General features: G+C 60.5%; 12 protein-coding genes and 2 pseudogenes. 13 read left to right on the top strand and 1 reads right to left on the bottom strand.

The annotated features are described in order from the left end of the window. Window positions 1–56 precede the first annotated feature (56 nt). The 13 genes and pseudogenes from AB4Z48_RS35090 to AB4Z48_RS35150 all read left to right on the top strand — a co-directional run. The gene (locus AB4Z48_RS35090) at window positions 57–887 is read left to right on the top strand and encodes an enoyl-CoA hydratase/isomerase family protein (protein ID WP_441622607.1); all 831 of its coding nucleotides are present in this window, start codon (window positions 57–59) and stop codon (window positions 885–887) included. Window positions 888–908: 21 nt separating this feature from the next. After that, window positions 909–2,096: a CaiB/BaiF CoA transferase family protein gene (locus tag AB4Z48_RS35095; RefSeq protein WP_441622609.1), complete on the top strand. Its 1,188-nt coding sequence runs from the start codon at window positions 909–911 to the stop codon at window positions 2,094–2,096. A gap of 555 nt (window positions 2,097–2,651) precedes the next feature. Beyond that, complete coding sequence (locus AB4Z48_RS35100) at window positions 2,652–4,055, top strand: amidohydrolase family protein (protein WP_441622611.1); 1,404 nt, start codon at window positions 2,652–2,654, stop codon at window positions 4,053–4,055. 166 nt (window positions 4,056–4,221) lie between these two features. After that, window positions 4,222–5,400, top strand: coding sequence for an ABC transporter substrate-binding protein (locus AB4Z48_RS35105; RefSeq protein ID WP_441622613.1), 1,179 nt, complete (start codon window positions 4,222–4,224; stop codon window positions 5,398–5,400). A gap of 95 nt (window positions 5,401–5,495) precedes the next feature. Further along, the gene (locus AB4Z48_RS35110; RefSeq protein ID WP_441622615.1) at window positions 5,496–6,887 is read left to right on the top strand and encodes an amidohydrolase family protein; all 1,392 of its coding nucleotides are present in this window, start codon (window positions 5,496–5,498) and stop codon (window positions 6,885–6,887) included. Window positions 6,888–8,099: 1,212 nt separating this feature from the next. Then, window positions 8,100–9,005, top strand: a complete 906-nt coding sequence (locus tag AB4Z48_RS35115) for an SDR family NAD(P)-dependent oxidoreductase (RefSeq protein ID WP_441622646.1) — start codon at window positions 8,100–8,102, stop codon at window positions 9,003–9,005. A gap of 60 nt (window positions 9,006–9,065) precedes the next feature. Then, the gene (locus AB4Z48_RS35120; protein ID WP_441622617.1) at window positions 9,066–9,944 is read left to right on the top strand and encodes a MaoC/PaaZ C-terminal domain-containing protein; all 879 of its coding nucleotides are present in this window, start codon (window positions 9,066–9,068) and stop codon (window positions 9,942–9,944) included. Window positions 9,945–10,294: 350 nt separating this feature from the next. Further along, complete coding sequence (locus AB4Z48_RS35125) at window positions 10,295–11,167, top strand: branched-chain amino acid ABC transporter permease (protein ID WP_441622619.1); 873 nt, start codon at window positions 10,295–10,297, stop codon at window positions 11,165–11,167. Then, window positions 11,160–12,197 (top strand): branched-chain amino acid ABC transporter permease, encoded by a 1,038-nt coding sequence (locus AB4Z48_RS35130; protein WP_441622621.1) that lies wholly within the window; start codon window positions 11,160–11,162, stop codon window positions 12,195–12,197. Before AB4Z48_RS35125 ends, AB4Z48_RS35130 begins: the two co-directional genes overlap by 8 nt. Further along, window positions 12,190–12,948 (top strand): ABC transporter ATP-binding protein, encoded by a 759-nt coding sequence (locus tag AB4Z48_RS35135; protein WP_441622623.1) that lies wholly within the window; start codon window positions 12,190–12,192, stop codon window positions 12,946–12,948. The genes AB4Z48_RS35130 and AB4Z48_RS35135 overlap by 8 nt, the downstream gene beginning before the upstream one ends. A 2-nt stretch (window positions 12,949–12,950) precedes the next feature. Further along, complete coding sequence (locus AB4Z48_RS35140) at window positions 12,951–13,655, top strand: ABC transporter ATP-binding protein (RefSeq protein ID WP_441622625.1); 705 nt, start codon at window positions 12,951–12,953, stop codon at window positions 13,653–13,655. Window positions 13,656–13,830: 175 nt separating this feature from the next. Next, a pseudogene (locus tag AB4Z48_RS35145) lies at window positions 13,831–14,106 on the top strand (ATP-binding protein); the annotation flags it as partial. 270 nt (window positions 14,107–14,376) lie between these two features. Beyond that, window positions 14,377–14,511, top strand: a pseudogene (locus tag AB4Z48_RS35150) (biotin/lipoyl-containing protein); the annotation flags it as partial. A 96-nt stretch (window positions 14,512–14,607) separates the two neighbouring features. Here the strand turns inward: AB4Z48_RS35150 and AB4Z48_RS35155 are convergent. Next, window positions 14,608–14,802, bottom strand: a complete 195-nt coding sequence (locus tag AB4Z48_RS35155; RefSeq protein ID WP_441622627.1) for a hypothetical protein — start codon at window positions 14,800–14,802, stop codon at window positions 14,608–14,610. Window positions 14,803–15,649: the final 847 nt, after the last annotated feature.

Here is a 15,649-nt window from a genome sequence, read left to right on the forward strand (position 1 = left end):
CATCACATCCCGGATCGCCCTCCCTGCATCCAACGGCGATCCTTCAAGGAAATGAAATGTCTGAGAACGGCATCGACTTCAACCCTGTCTACAAAGCCTACACGCGACTCGCCTTCGACCGTCCGGCAGCGGGTGTACTGCGAGTGACACTGAACCGACCCGAGAAGCTCAACGCACTCGATGAGCGCGGGCATGATGAGATCGCGCGCGTCTGGCGCGATATCGATGCCGACGAGACAGTTAGCGCGGTACTGCTTTGCGGCGCCGGACGTTCCTTTTCAGCCGGCGGCGACTTCGACATGGTCGAAACGATGATTAACTCGTTCGAAGTGCGTTCCCGTGTCTGGCGAGAAGCGAAGGATCTTGTTTACAACATCGTCAACTGTTCCAAGCCGATCGTTTCTGCTATCCAGGGCTCCGCGGTGGGGGCGGGGCTCGTTGCCGCCTTGCTCGCCGACATTCCCGTCGCCGCGCGCACAGCCAAACTTGTCGATGGACACACGCGTTTGGGCGTAGCTGCCGGTGATCACGCCGCAATTGTCTGGCCGCTATTGTGCGGTATGGCGAAAGCCAAGTATCACCTGCTGTTGTGCGAGCCGGTTAGTGGGGAAAAAGCCGAACAGATGGGCCTAGTGTCTGTCGCGGTGGACGAGTCGGAGCTCCAGGAGACCGCGCTTTCCATCGCGACTCGCTTGGCCCAGGGGGCGCCGACGGCGATTCGCTGGACGAAATACGCGCTGAACAATTGGCTACGCCAGGCGGGCCCGACGTTCGATGCTTCGCTTGCCCTTGAAATGCTCGGATTCTCCGGGCCCGAGGTCATCGAGGGCGTTGCGGCGTTTCGAGAAAAGCGCGCCCCTGCATTCTCGCAGAAGGTTGCGATCTAACGCCAGGGCAACGGAAATTACATGATGTCTAAGGTACTTGATGGTATTCGCGTCCTCGACTTCGGCCGTTATATCGCTGGCCCCTTCTGTGCAGCACTCCTCGCCGACTTCGGCGCCGATGTGATTCGCATTGACCGTGTCGGCGGTAGCGAAGATCGCTTCGTCATGCCGGTGACCGACACTGGCGAAGGGGCATTTTTCCTGCAGGTCAATCGCAACAAACGATCGCTCACGCTTGACGTCGACAGCCCCGGTGGACGGGGAATCGTGCAGCGTCTGCTAAAAACGGCCGACGTCGTGATCGCGAACATGCCGCCAGATACGCTCGCAAATCTCGGTCTCGACTACACGACCATCAGTGCCGTCAAGCCCGATATCATCCTGACCGCGTCGACGGCATTCGGTACGCACGATGATGCGAGCCACCGCGTCGGCTTCGACGGCATCGGCCAGGCGATGAGCGGGGCGGTCCATATCTCCGGCCAACCGGGCAGTCCCACGAAGGCTATGGTGCCGGTGGTTGATTTTTCTACCGCATTATCGAGTGCGCTTGGTACCGTCATGGCCCTATATGAACGTCGTAGCAGCGGCAAAGGCCAATCGGTAGATGCGTCCCTGTTGCAGACAGCGCTGAATCTCTCGAGCGGAGTGCTCATCGAGGAGGCCACGCTTCAGATTAACCGCCAGGCCACCGGAAATCGTAGTCCGATCGCCGGCCCGTCCGACATTTTTCGCGTCGCAGACGGCTGGATCATCGTGCAGGTGATTGGCCAATCCCTCTTCAAACGCTGGGCGCGCATGGTTGGCGCACCGGATCTGATGAACGACCCGCGATTCTCGGACGACCTCCTGCGCGGAGAGAATGGCGACGCGTTGAGCAAGATGATGTCGGAATGGTGTGCGTCGCGCACGCGCGAAGCGGCGCTTTCCGAACTCGAGGCTGCCAAGATCCCTGCCGGTCCTGTCTATTCACCGCGCGAGGCGCTCGAGGACCCCTCAATCCGCGCATCCGGTGCGTTCACCTGGATCGAGTACCCGGGGTTGCACGGCCCGGTACCGATCGTTTCGCCTCCAGCCCGCCTTTCCCGCACGCCACCGGCCATCGACACCCGGCCGCCCACGATTGGCGAGCATACCGACGAGGTCCTGCGGGAAATCGGCTACGCGGCGGAGGAGATCGATGCGTTCCGTGCCTCAGGGGTCGTCTGATGCTGACGTAAATCTCCGGCGGCCGGATTGGGCGACGACGTGTATCACAGGCATTAGTCGTCACATTAAAGTTGGGGGCTCGCGAAAGCACGGAGGCCCGCTCGAGGTCCGCGCGGACGGTGGGCGCATGCACGTGGAGCATCAAGCCGAACATGTGTTGCCGGACGTCGTGAATAGGAAGTCACTAGGAGAAACAGCCCAGTACACAAGTTGGCTGCATCCCGTCCAGAGGGCCACATATTCCCTTGCTTAGACGCGGGCGAAACTCAGCTTCACTAATCCGGTGCCATAAATCAACTGCAATGCTCCGCGACACGAAAGACACGGTTCCGCCCCTCTAATGTGAATTTTAATGTACGGAACATCATTCCGCGACAGATTGACCGTTCCGCGCACGGCTCATTAAATGGGGACATGGTTGACCGAAGGCAGAATGCCGGGCCGTTGGTCACCGGGACGAGGCGACAAGTGTCCAATTCTACCAACGCGTGGTTTAGGTGACAACTTTGGTCACGGCGGCCACGGAGTTCCATAACACCAAGAGGAGACATTCGAATGACTGTGAACAAGCAAAAGCGCACGTTGATCCGGGGAGGCAGCATCCTCAGCAACGACAAGGCGATTGGGGAGCTTCGTATAGGCGACGTTTTGATGCAGGGCACGAAAATCGAAGCGGTGGCGCCGCGCATCGAGGCGGACGACGCCGAGGTAGTGGATGCGACCAACATGATCGTCATGCCTGGCCTTGTCGACAGTCATCGCCATACCTGGCAAACATTGCTGCGGGCGGCCGGCACAGATTGGACCCTCGGGCAATACTTCACTGGCATGCGGCTCATCGCCGGCCGGCTTCTCAGTGCCGACGACATGTATCTGTCCAACTACCTTGGTGCGCTCGAAGCGATGAACTCGGGCATCACCACGTTATACGACTGGTGCCACAACAACAATACGCCGGACCACGCCGAGCAGGCCTTCCTCGGTCTTCGCGACGCCGGTATCCGAGGGGTATGGGGCTACGGCAATGCCAATGACGACAACCTGCCCCCCAACATGACGATCACCGACCTGAATGATGTGCGGCGCATGAAGACGCGGTACTTTTCTTCGAGCGACCAGCTTCTGACGATGGCGTTCGCCGCCCGGGGTCCCGAGATCACTACGCTCGAAATCACCGAGCGGGAGTTCCATTTTGTACGCGATCTCGGTCTGAGGATCACCATGCATGTCGGCGTTGGCTCCTGGCACGTCGACCCGATGAAACAACTGCACCGGCGCGGACTGCTGTCGAATGACACGACCTACGTGCATTGCAACATGCTCAGTCGGGACGAGATGCAACTAATTATCGATACGGGTGGCACGACGTCGATCTCTCCGGAGACGGAACTCAACATGGGCCTAGGCGACCTTGCCACGCTACGCCTGCTCGCGCTAGGCCACCGGCCGAGCATTTCGACCGACGAAGCATCGTCCGCGCCAGGTGACATGTTCAGTTCGATGCGTACTGTTCTCACCATGGCCCGCGCTGAAGCTGCGCGCGAAGCCCTAGCGCAGGGCCGGGAACTGGAACCGATCCCGTTGACCAGTCGCGATGTCTTCGAGTTCTCCACTCTTGAAGGGGCCAAGGCCTGCGGGTACGACGGCCTGATTGGCTCACTCACGCCCGGCAAACAAGCGGACGTTGTGCTCATCGACACCAATGCAGTCAACCTGATGCCGCTCAACTACACGTACGGCTCGATCATCGAATCGACCCATGCCGGCAACATCGATAGCGTCTATGTCGCTGGCAAAGCGATGAAGAGAGGGGGCAAGCTGCTCAGTGTAGACCTGGCCTCGCTGCGCAAGAAGGTGGATGCGGCGCGCGACGGGCTGTTCTCGCGTGCGGGAGTGCCTCATGACCAGCATTGGATGCCGAAGCCGTACCTGCGCAAGCAAGTGGTAGACGCCGCCTGACCGTACCGCAGCGGTGCGAAACAATCCGCCGTGCCACACCTCAATGGGGAACGCCTTCTGTGGCGGGTGTGGCGCTTCGATCTGCCAAGGCGTTGTCGAAAGGCACGCATGAGGCGGGCGGTAGAGTAGGACCCAAAAATGAGGCCAGTGGCCACAGGAGACAAAAATGCACTTCCTTCGAACCAGCGGCATTGCATGCGGCGCCCTGGCAGTCGCTATGCTCGTCAACAGCGCCGCCAACGCGGCCGATCAGTTGAAGATCGGTTTCATCGGGACGCTCTCCGGCACGAACGCCACCATGGGCAACCAGTTGAGCGACGGCTTCCAACTCGCGATCGAGCAGGCCGGTGGAAATCTGGGTGGACTGCCCACACGCGTCATCAAGGTCGACGATCAGCAGAAGCCGGATATCGGCCGGCAGGAAGCCAACCGGCTGATCGAGTCGGAGAAGGTCCAGTTCATCGTAGGCGTACCGTTCTCGAACGTGTTGAACGCGGTGTTCACGCCAGCTGTGCAGAAAACGATCCTGATCGGCATGGCTGGCGCGCCATCGGCAATCGCCGGCGCGTCCTGTTCACAGTACTTTTTCTCGAGTTCGTGGCAAGGCGACACGCTCGCGGAAGCCGTTGGTACCGCGCTTGAGCGCAAGCAGGTTAAGCGACTCTATGTGATGGTCCCCAATTTCCCGGGCGGCCGCGAGGTTGTGGCCGGGCTCAAGCGAAAATTCAAGGGAGAAATCGTCGGCGAGATCTATACGCCGCTGACGCAACTCGATTTCGCTCCGGAGTTGGCGCAGCTTCGCACGGCAAAGCCTGATGCGGTCTTCGCATTCTTCCCGGGCGGGCTCGGTATCCAGTTCATCAAACAGTACGCGCAGTCCGGTCTCAAGGATGCCGTTCCCTTGTACACGGCCTATACGATCGATGCCAACACGCTTGGCGCCATGGGCGAGGCTGCAGTGGGTGTGCGCACCGCCGAGTTCTGGGGCGCCTCAATGGACAACCCGGCCAACCGGCAGTTCATCGACGCCTTCCAGAAACGGTACAAGTACGCGCCATCCTCCTACGCAGCCCAAGGTTACGACGCCGGTCGAATGCTTGACGCAGCCATTCGACAGGCGAACGGCAGCATTGATGACCGCGCGGCCATGGCTGCTGCGCTCAAGTCGGCGAAGTTCCAATCTGTGCGTGGGGACTTCCGGTTCAACAACAATCATTTCCCAATACAGGACTTGTACGTTGGCGAAATCGTGAAGTCCGCGGACGGCGTGCCCACGATGAAGCTTGGCGAGCGCGTGCTACACGACTACGGCGATGCCTATGCGGCTTCCTGCCCGTTGAAGTAGCCATACGAAGCATGATCTCACGGCGTTGGCGGCGCTCCCCCAGCGGGAGGGTCGCCAACGTCGCTTCACACCCTAATCCAACTAGACCTCGCATCATGACCCTGCAAGAAAAGCGGACGCTGCTTCGCGGCGGCACGATCCTTACCGGCGACGAGAAGCTTGGTGAACTGCGCCGCGGCGATCTCCTGATCGAAGGCACTCGTATCGCAGCCATTGCTCCCAACATTCCGGTCGACGGTGCCGAGATCGTCGATGCCGACGGCATGATCGTCATCCCCGGCTTCGTCGACAGCCATAGGCACACGTGGCAATCGCTGCTACGCGCAGTGGGCACCGACTGGACGCTGGGTCAGTACTACACTGGCATGCGGTTGACGATGGGTAAGCTGTACACCCCGCAGGACATGCAGCTCGCCAACTACCTTGGCGCACTAGAGTGCCTCAATGCCGGCATCACGACACTACTCGACTGGTCGCACAACAACAACACGCCCGACCACGCGGACGCGGCTATTGCCGGTTTGCGCGACGCCGGGATTCGTGCGGTGTGGGCGTATGGCAACGGCAATGACGAATGGATCCCGCCCAACGACAAGCCGTCCAACCTCAACGATGTGCGTCGCGTGCGTATCGAGCATTTCTCCTCCGAACGCCAACTGCTGCGCATGGCGTTCGCGGCGCGCGGCCCGGAGTTCACGCCGATCGACCTCACCGAGAGCGAGTTTCGCTTCGCGCGCGAACTCGATATTCCGGTCACCGTACATGTTGGCGTCGGCCGCTGGTCCGCCTGCAAGCCTATCCATCAGTTGAACTCTCGCGGGCTCCTGTACGAGAACACCAACTACGTGCATTGTTGCACGCTCCCCGACGACGAGCTGCGCATGCTGGTCGACAGTGGGGGTAGCACTTCGCTTGCGCCGGATACCGCTCTCAACGAGGGGTTCGGTGACCCGCCGACGTTGCGCCTGCTGGCCATGGGGCACGAGCCGAGCCTATCGGTCGATGTGGTGTCATCCGCCCCGGGCGACATGTTTGCGGCGATGCGCCTGCTCCTCAGCACGACGCGCGGCAATGAAGCTCGCCGTTTCCTTGCAGAAAACCGGGACTTCGACCCGATTCCCCTGACCAGCCGACAGGTCTTCGGATTTGCCACCCGACAGGGCGCACTTGCCTGCGGATTCGGTGACCGCGTGGGAACGTTGGTTCCGGGCAAGGAGGCCGACGTCGTGCTGCTCAACGCGAGGGATATCAACATGATGCCGCTCAACTATTCGTACGGAAACATCGTCGAATCCGCGCATCCTGGCAATGTCGACTCCGTCTTCGTTGCGGGCCGCGCCGTCAAACGCCATGGCAAGCTCGTCGGCGTCGACCTCGACGGCCTATACCGTCGCGTCGTGGCCGCAAGGGACGGCTTGTTCGAAAAGGCCGGATTGGCGTGCGATCGGCACTGGATGCCGGCGCCTCTCCCCAAGCCGGACCTCTAGTCGAAGGAATGCCGGAGGCCCCTGATCCTGGAAGTTGCGCAAGTCTTGGTAGCATGCGGCCAGGCGACGGCGTTCGAAGCCGTGTTGGTCGAAGCCATCCGCCAAAGTCTGATGCCGGCGAAGGGGTTTATCCTGCAGCGTGCGCCGCGGCATCGAGGCCCCTCTACGGCATCTTGGGCAACGCTGCGCTAAATGCCCCCGTCGTGGGGATTCGCGCCGTCAAGGTCGTGCGTTACACGACGCCTGATCTGGCTGGTTCCCGGACCACGGCGCTGGTCGGCCTGGGCGGCGTGCCGGGCAACGCCGGGGCATCGTCTTACGTTTCCGCAAATGCGAGCTACGCGCGCGGTGACGCTCACGCGACAAGCGCGTACCTCTCAGGAAAGTACGCGAGCCGTGCCCGGGCGGCGCAGAATCAGCGTATCGGATTTGTGTACGCCTTAAATCCCCTTGTAAGGGCCTACCTCCCATACGCTGGCGTGTGCGCGTGATGCATCTCGATCTACAGGCGGGTCAGTCAACGCAACGTTCGCTCCCCTGCGTTTGCGCTCCCCGCCGCGCGGCCTGAAGGTGTGTGGGGTAGTTCAGATCGATCGGCCTGGCTCGTATCCCTCGCAGACCAGCCCGTCCGTCCAGCTCGGCGCGCACTGCTTCGCGCTTAGTGAATCCGTCGTCGTGCAGAGCGCAAGAACTTAGCATAAGAACCATCGTCGCCACTACAGCGCCTGATGGAATCTAGGTATTCACGTTTCACTCGAGATAACTGTTGGCTGGGCGCGCCCATTCGCCGCAAGCTTTCTGCTGATTGTCGTTCACGTGCATTTGGAGGGTAGGCTGCACCGAGGACGCCTTCAGCGACACGCTCCGTCGAATCTGCCCAACGCGCGGAGCCACTGCAAGCGCAACGACGCCGAAGAAGTTCCGTGCTTTAAAAGCCCGCATTCAACCACGCGAACGATGCTGCCGGCGCAAACGGGCGGCCGATCGATCCCGCGTCACGCTATCAGCATCTCTTTCGAAGTACGGAAGGACTGTTTTTGGTTCATTGACACTCAGGCAGCTCGCCGCCATTGTGGAACTCCTTGCAATGCCGGCGCGCTATTCTTGTTCCACTTTGCTAGTGGCGCCTTGCGCCCAATGCTTTAGCGCAAGGCATACCGTGCGCCAGCCTTTATTTTCAAAACGATGGAGATAGCTATGACTGAAACAGACATGATGGCCGGCAAAGTGGTCATTGTTACCGGCGCCGGTGGCGGTATCGGCAGGGACATCGCACTATTGATGGCCCGCTATGGCGCACGCGTACTCGTCAATGACATCGGCGCGGCCCTTGACGGCGCCGGCCGCGATACAACGCCGGGGCAGCGCGTGGCGCAGGAAATCGTGGCAGCGGGCGGGGAAGCTGTAGCTGACGCGCAAAGCGTTGCCGACCCTGGCGCCGGTGATCGGATCGTTACCCATGCGCTTGACGTATTCGGCCGCGTAGACTGCGTGGTCAACAATGCGGGAATCCTGCGAGATCGCTTCTTCCACAAGATGACAGACGAGGAGTGGGATGCCGTCCTCAAGGTGCATCTGTATGGCACGTTTAGCCTCAGTCGGGCCGCGGCGGTACATTTCAAACAGCGGGAAAGCGGCGCATTCATCCACATGACATCGACCTCTGGCCTGATCGGCAATTATGCCCAGGCCAACTACAACGCCGCCAAAATGGGTATCGCTGGTCTCTCGAAATCGATCGCGCTCGATCTCGAAAAGTTCAGCGTTCGCTCGAATTGCATCGCGCCGTTCGCGTGGAGTCGTATGGTCAGTTCGATCCCGATCGACACGCCTGAACAGGCCGCGCGCGTCGAGAAGATCAAGCAAATGACTCCGGCCAAGATTGCACCGCTCGCAGTCTACCTCGCAAGTGACGCGGCGCGCGACGTCAACGGGCAGATCTTTACTGTACGTAACAATGAGATCTTCCTAATGAGCCAGCCTAGGCCCGTGCGTTCCGTGCATCGCAGCGAGGGTTGGAGTCCGGAATCGATTGCCGTCCATGGCATGCCGGCGCTCAAGGCATCGTTCGTGCCCATGGAGCGCTCGGGTGACGTTTTCAGTTGGGATCCTACATGACGTTCGACGGCGCCCCAGCTTTCGCCGCCGTCCACCTTGCCACATTCACAGGATCTCTCCATGTCGATTGACTACCATTCGCTCAAGGCTTGGCCGTTCGAGGACGTTGAGCACCACTATTCCGAACGCGACGCGATGCTCTATGCGCTGAGCGTGGGTTATGGCCATGACCCTCTGGACCGTAACGCGCTGACGTTTACCTACGGACCATCCCTGCACGCTGTGCCGACCATGGCAGCAGTACTAGGCTTTCCCGGTCAGTGGATGAAGCACCCCGCTGCCGGCATCGACTGGGTAAAGGTGGTGCACGGAGAACAACGCATCCGGCTGCATCGCCCCTTGCCGAAGTCGGGAACGATTATCGGCCGCTCCCGCATTAAAGCCGTCATAGACAAGGGCGCGGGCAGGGGCGCCCAGGTCCTAATCGAACGCGATGTCGTCGACAAGGCCACGGGAGCACTTCTGGCTAGTGTCGAGCAGTTGAATTTCTGCCGGGGGGATGGCGGCTTCGCCGAGCGGGGCCAGCCCAGCGACGTGCCCTTGCCGCCTGTGGAAAGCGTACCGGACTCGTCGCCCGATATCGTATGCGATCTGCCGACGCGCGCGGATGCGGCGCTCCTGTACCGTCTCAATGGCGATTCGAACCCGCTGCATGCTGATCCTGATGTGGCGGACGCGGCAGGATTTCCACGTCCGATCCTACACGGGCTTGCCACTTACGGCATTGCCGGCCACGCGATCCTCCGTAGCGTCTGTGGTTACGATCCGCTGCGGCTGCGCATGCTATTCGCAAGGTTCTCGGCGCCGGTGCTACCCGGCGAGACAATCCGTACCGAGATTTGGGTCAGAGACAGAGGCAGCCCGACAATTGCCTTCCGTGCCAGAGTGCTCGAACGGGATGTCACAGTCCTCAGCAACGGTGTTGCCGAAGTGAGGTGAGCGCCTTCGTCTCAGTCGATATCGGCTTTCTCACGTGCTCGCCGGCCCAAGCCGCGGGCACTGTGGCGTGGGCACAATTCCGTACTTTGGACGGACAATCCGACGTTCGGGGCGGACTCCCCCGAAACCCTGAGAATACGTCCAACGGCGCATTCGCCATAGTCTATCGATGCCATGTGTGCAGGGGCTCCCCCCCGAACGCAAGATGTCTTCCGCACTACGCTTATCAAAGTACGGAACACATGGCGTGGTTTGATTGACCTCCTCGGCAATCATTGCCATGCTAAATGCATAAATAGAAGGGATCGGCTCCTCCTTCCAAGGTGCCGATCGAACTCACGGAGTGAGACATGACTTTAAACTTACTAGTCGAACAGGCGCTCAATGGCGCGCAGTTCGGCGTGATGCTGTTCTTAACGTCAGCTGGTCTGACGCTCGTATTCGGCATCATGAATCTTATCAACCTGGCGCACGGTTCGCTGTACATGGCCGGCGCCTATGTCGGCGCCAGCGTGCTAGCGGCAACGGGCAGCTTTGCTCTGGCGATTCTGGTGGCGGTGCCAAGCGCCGCTCTCCTCGGCATGTTGATCGAGCGCGTGCTGCTCCGCTGGTTCTATCGACGCAGCCACCTGGACCAGACGCTGGCGACCTTCGGCTTGATCATGGTTGCCAACGAGGCAGTACGCATGATTTGGGGTGCCACCCCGATGCAGATGACGCTTCCGGTAGCGTTGCAAGGGTCTGTGGAACTCCTGCCAGGTATGCAGTATCCGGTGTACCGCCTCGTCGTGCTCTCGATTGGCCTGTTAATTGCCCTTGCCCTTTACCTGATGGTTGTGCACACGCGCGGAGGGATGTGGGTTCGCGCCGGCGCCAGCGACCGAGTTGCCGCATCTGCTCTGGGTATCAACGTGGACCGGGTCTTCGCCATCGTCTTCATGGCGGGCGCCGCGCTGGCCGGCCTGGCCGGCGTCATGGCCGGGCCCATCCTGGCGGTGCAGGTAGGGATGGGCGAGCCAATTCTCATTCTAGCCTTGGTTGTCATTGTTATTGGCGGTGTCGGTTCCATCCGCGGCGCCTTCATCGCCGCATTGCTCGTCGGCATCGGCGACACGTTCGGCCGGGTGCTGCTCAGCCCGGCGCTCGGGTCGATGTTCATTTACATGATTATGGCTGCCCTGCTTGCCTGGCGCCCCACCGGACTCTTTCCCAGCCATGCTTGACGTAACCTCTCCCATCCTGCGCCCAGTTCGCCCTCACGTTCTGCGGACGTTGCCGAGCCTTCTGATCATCGTGGCTCTCGCCGTGCTACCGGTGCTCGCCACCGCGTTTGACCAGCCCTTCCTGGTTCGCGTCCTAACCCGGGTCATGGTGTTCGCGGTAGCAGCGGTATCGCTGAACGTCCTGCTCGGATTCGCGGGCTTGATAAGCGTGATGCATGCAGCCCTATTCGGGATCGGTGGCTATACGATTGCCATCCTAGCGAGCCACGTTGACATGCCGCTGACGATCTTCGGCCTGGCATTCAAGGGCACAGACAATCTTCTGGTCTCGCTCCCAATCGCGATGCTCGTGTCCGCCGCCGTGGCCGGGGTATTGGGCATCGTGGCCCTGCGCACGCGCGGTGCGTATTTCATCATGATCACGCTCGCCTTCAACCAGATGATTTACTACTTCTTTGTCTCGTTCGACGCCTACGGCGGCGACGAGGGCTTGCAGATCAGTTCGCCGCTTCGTTTGGGGAGCTTGCCTCTGGAAGATCGCACGACGATTTACTACCTGTGCCTAGGCGTCCTTCTCGTCGTGCTGGCCGGTGCCTCGCGCCTCGTCCAGAGCCGATTCGGTACCGTGATCCGGGCCGCCATGGGTAACGAGCGGCGCGTGGCGGCCGTGGGAATTTCCCCGACGCGATACCAACTGATGGTCTTCGTTATCGCTGGCGCGGTAGCCGGCCTTGCTGGCGTGCTCCTCGCGATCTCACAGCAGTTCGTCAGCCCAGCGGACATGGCATGGACCCGATCTGGCGAACTTATCGTGATGGTCGTACTAGGCGGTATGGCCACCGTGTGGGGACCGGTAGTCGGCGTGGCCCTGTATGTCGTGGTGGAAACGCTCCTTTCGGGACTCACTATCCATTGGCAACTTCCCTTCGGGATTCTCATCATCCTCATGGTCCTGTTTCTACGCCACGGCATTGCCGGTGTACTTACGGCAGTAGGGACTCACAAGGGGGAGAAACGTCATCATGCATGAGTCGATGCTTTCCGTTACCAAATTGCGCAAGCGCTTTGGTGGACTTCAGGTCACGAACGGACTATCACTTGACGTCTGGCGCAACGAGTTTCATGCCCTGATCGGTCCGAATGGCGCCGGCAAGACCACCTTGATCAACCAACTCCATGGAACGTTCTTCCCGGACGCAGGCGATATCCAGTTGGACGGAGTAGACATTACCCGTCTGCCGGTACACGCCAGGGCCACACTAGGCCTGGCTCGGTCATTCCAGATCTCGTCGGTCATCCCTGACTTCACGGCCCTGCAGAACGTGGCGCTAGCAGTGCAGGCGGGCACCGGCCACAGTTTCCGCTTCTGGCGACCGACGCGTGACGATGCCACCCTCCTCGCGCCGGCCCGCGAAGCGTTGCATCTGGCAGGCCTGGAAGCACGAGCCGACACAGCAGCGGTTAACCTTTCGCACGGCGAGCGCCGTCAGCTCGAGATTGCCATTGCCCTGGCAATGCGCCCCAAGGTCATGCTGCTCGACGAGCCGATGGCCGGCATGGGCCAGAACGAAAGCCGACAGCTGGTGGATCTCCTGCAGCGTTTGAAAGGGGAATACACCATCGTTATGGTTGAACATGACATGGACGCCGTTTTCGCGCTGGCTGACCGACTCAGCGTACTAGTCGCCGGCTCGGTTATCGCTACTGGCACGCCAGACGACATCCGACGCGACGCATCAGTACAGGCCGCCTATCTTGGCCATTCGGAACCTCGGAGTTAAAAATGCTGCTTGCTCTGCAGAATGTTTGTGCCGGGTATGGGGATGTCCCAGTGCTGTTCGATGCGTCACTCGTCGTTCAGGAAGGCGAGGCTGTAGGCCTGCTCGGGCGTAATGGCATGGGGCGTACCACCCTAATCAACGCTGTGCTCGGCATCTGCCCCCCAAGCGGGGGCCAGATCACGTTCCGTGGTGCTCGTATCGACGCCCTGGCGCCCCATCGCATTGCGCAGCACGGCATCGGCATCGTACCGGAGGGGCGGCGCATCTTCCCCAACCTCAACGTCCGGGAAAACCTGCTGGTGGCGGCCCGCCACGGCCGTCGTCCGGGTGCCTGGACGCTCGATCGCGTTCTCGCCTTCTTCCCGCGACTGCGCGAAAGGATGTCAAATCCTGGCAACCTCCTTTCTGGTGGCGAACAGCAAATGCTCGCGATCGGGAGGGCACTGCTGACCAATCCCGCCTTGTTGATTCTCGACGAAGCGACGGAGGGGCTGGCGCCGCTCATCCGCGAGGAGATTTGGACAATCCTTCGGCGCCTCAAGAAAGAAGGGATGTCGATGATCGTCGTCGATAAGGACGTCGATGCGATCTGCCGAGTCGTTGATCGGCACTACATCATGGAAAAAGGCCGGGTAGCGTGGCAGGGATCCAGCGACGATCTGATGCGCGACGAAGCGCTACGCAAGAGCTATCTTTCGGTCGCTTGAGTGGCGATAGTGGAAGCGGGCTTTGTCACGTTGGCGATTCGATGACGCAACGTCACAGAGAACACGAGTTTGCTCTCACGAAGACTTCAAACGGCAACTGTCACGGGGCGATTCCCATGGGATTGACTTGGAAGCCCGGCGTTGGCGACTGGGCGTTGGAGGCCGGCGATGCTGCGCTGGCGCCGTTTTCCTTCGTAGCGCTGATTCTCTGCCGGATGACATTGAGGAGGCCACGAAGCTGGCGGCGGGCATCGGCTATCCACTGATGCTTAAGGCTAGCTGGGGCGGAGGCGGCCGCGGCATGCGGGCGATTCGGCAGGAAGTGGAACTGGCCGACGCTATCACCGCGGCCCGGCGTGAAGCAAAGGCGGCCTTCGGCAACGACGAGGTGTACCTCGAGAAGTTCATCGTGAGAGCGAAGCATGTGGAGGTCCAGATTCTCGGCGACACCGAGCAAGTTGGGTATTCCTACTCACTTCCACACTCACGATACGAGCGGCGTGGCTGCACCGTCGGTGCTGGCGGCCGTGGAGGTGGGGTGGATGCAGTCGACAGCTCCACGGACTCCATGAGCGGGCTGACGTCCCAGCCAAGCCTGGGTGCCAAGCTTGTCGCGGGGGCAAGGATGGCCACCGCGGGCAATCCAATGCTTGTTGGCACGCCGATGCAAGGCGCCGTGATAACTGTCAGCGTCAGGGTCGGGTAGGTTGTCGCCAAGGGTGAAACCGTAGGGGCAATTGAGGCGATGAAGATGGAGACAAGCGTCGTGACCGAAGTCGGTGGGACGGTGAAGGAGATTCTCGTGCAACCAGGCGCTCAGGTTCGCGCTGGCCAGCTGCCGATTGAGTTGCAGTAGGACGTTCCAGTTTGAAAAGGGCTGCGGCACGCTGATGCTGCTGCCTAAAATTCTTCTGGCATTACTTCGGGTCCTCCATAAGCCATCGACATACAACTACAGCCCGTCCTCCCGCAGGCGGGAGACTGTCTGCAATGAAACGCCAAACCAGTCGTAGAAGGACGACTCAAGGTCGTGTGGACCCGCCCAGCCGATGCGGTCTTTCAGTTCGGCGATAGATAAGTTGAATTGCATCGACTCGAACAGCGCACGCATCAAGCGCTGCGTCCTGCATATCTGGGTGAAAGCCATGCCTCTGGTGAAAAGGGCGCTTCGAATGCGCTGGGGAGTTGTATTGAGGGCCTGCGCAACCACTTCGGCTGTCCAATTCCGCGTCGGGTCGTGGAATACAGTTCCAGATATCATGTCCCGTAACCATGGCGCCCCAGGCGAGTCCCCTAGCATTCCTTGAGTGATAAGGAGGCCGACTTCACTGTGCGCCTTGCCGCTGAGTTCCAGGCTGCAATTGGTCGCAGAGAACGCGTTGCCTGCAAGGTGCAGGTCAATGGATTCGAAGGCCGGGACTTCGATGGCATGGCCGGTCTTTAGGGGGCGCTCAAAGCCGCGTCTCGTTAGGCTGTGGTCACCGTGAGCCGGTGAAATCCTTAGAGGGAAGGCTGGCACGAGTCTACGGAGGGACACCCGGGAACGGCAACGAATTTGGATACGCATGGAAACCTCTAAATCCTGTTCTGTTTCCAAATCTTCGTCACAATCCCAAATGGCGTAAATTTGATTCTTCTGAACGCACCGTTCGGATAACTGCCGAAACCCAGCATTCTGTGTGAGCGAACGGCTATTCCGAACTTTCCCAGATGGAAGTGGCCTACCCCCGTACAGAGTGGGGACCTTGGAAACAGACTAGGGGACGCTCATGGACACCGTCACGCTGAAAGGAGTGGGTTGGTAAGTCAACCGAGTCCCAAGACGAAATAATTGCGTTCCCCGTCAAGGCGCTCTCCGCGACCCGCGACCGTGAGGAGCGAGTACAGGTTCCCGGCGATCCACTGGCCCCTCGTTGGTACCGGCTGTACATTCTGCCGCCGGTGCCGCTTCAGCGCTGCATGTGGGCCGGTGGACGATTGCGGTCCCTCCGCGT

Source organism: Cupriavidus sp. 2TAF22, from assembly GCF_052115045.1.
Classification (GTDB): domain Bacteria; phylum Pseudomonadota; class Gammaproteobacteria; order Burkholderiales; family Burkholderiaceae; genus Cupriavidus.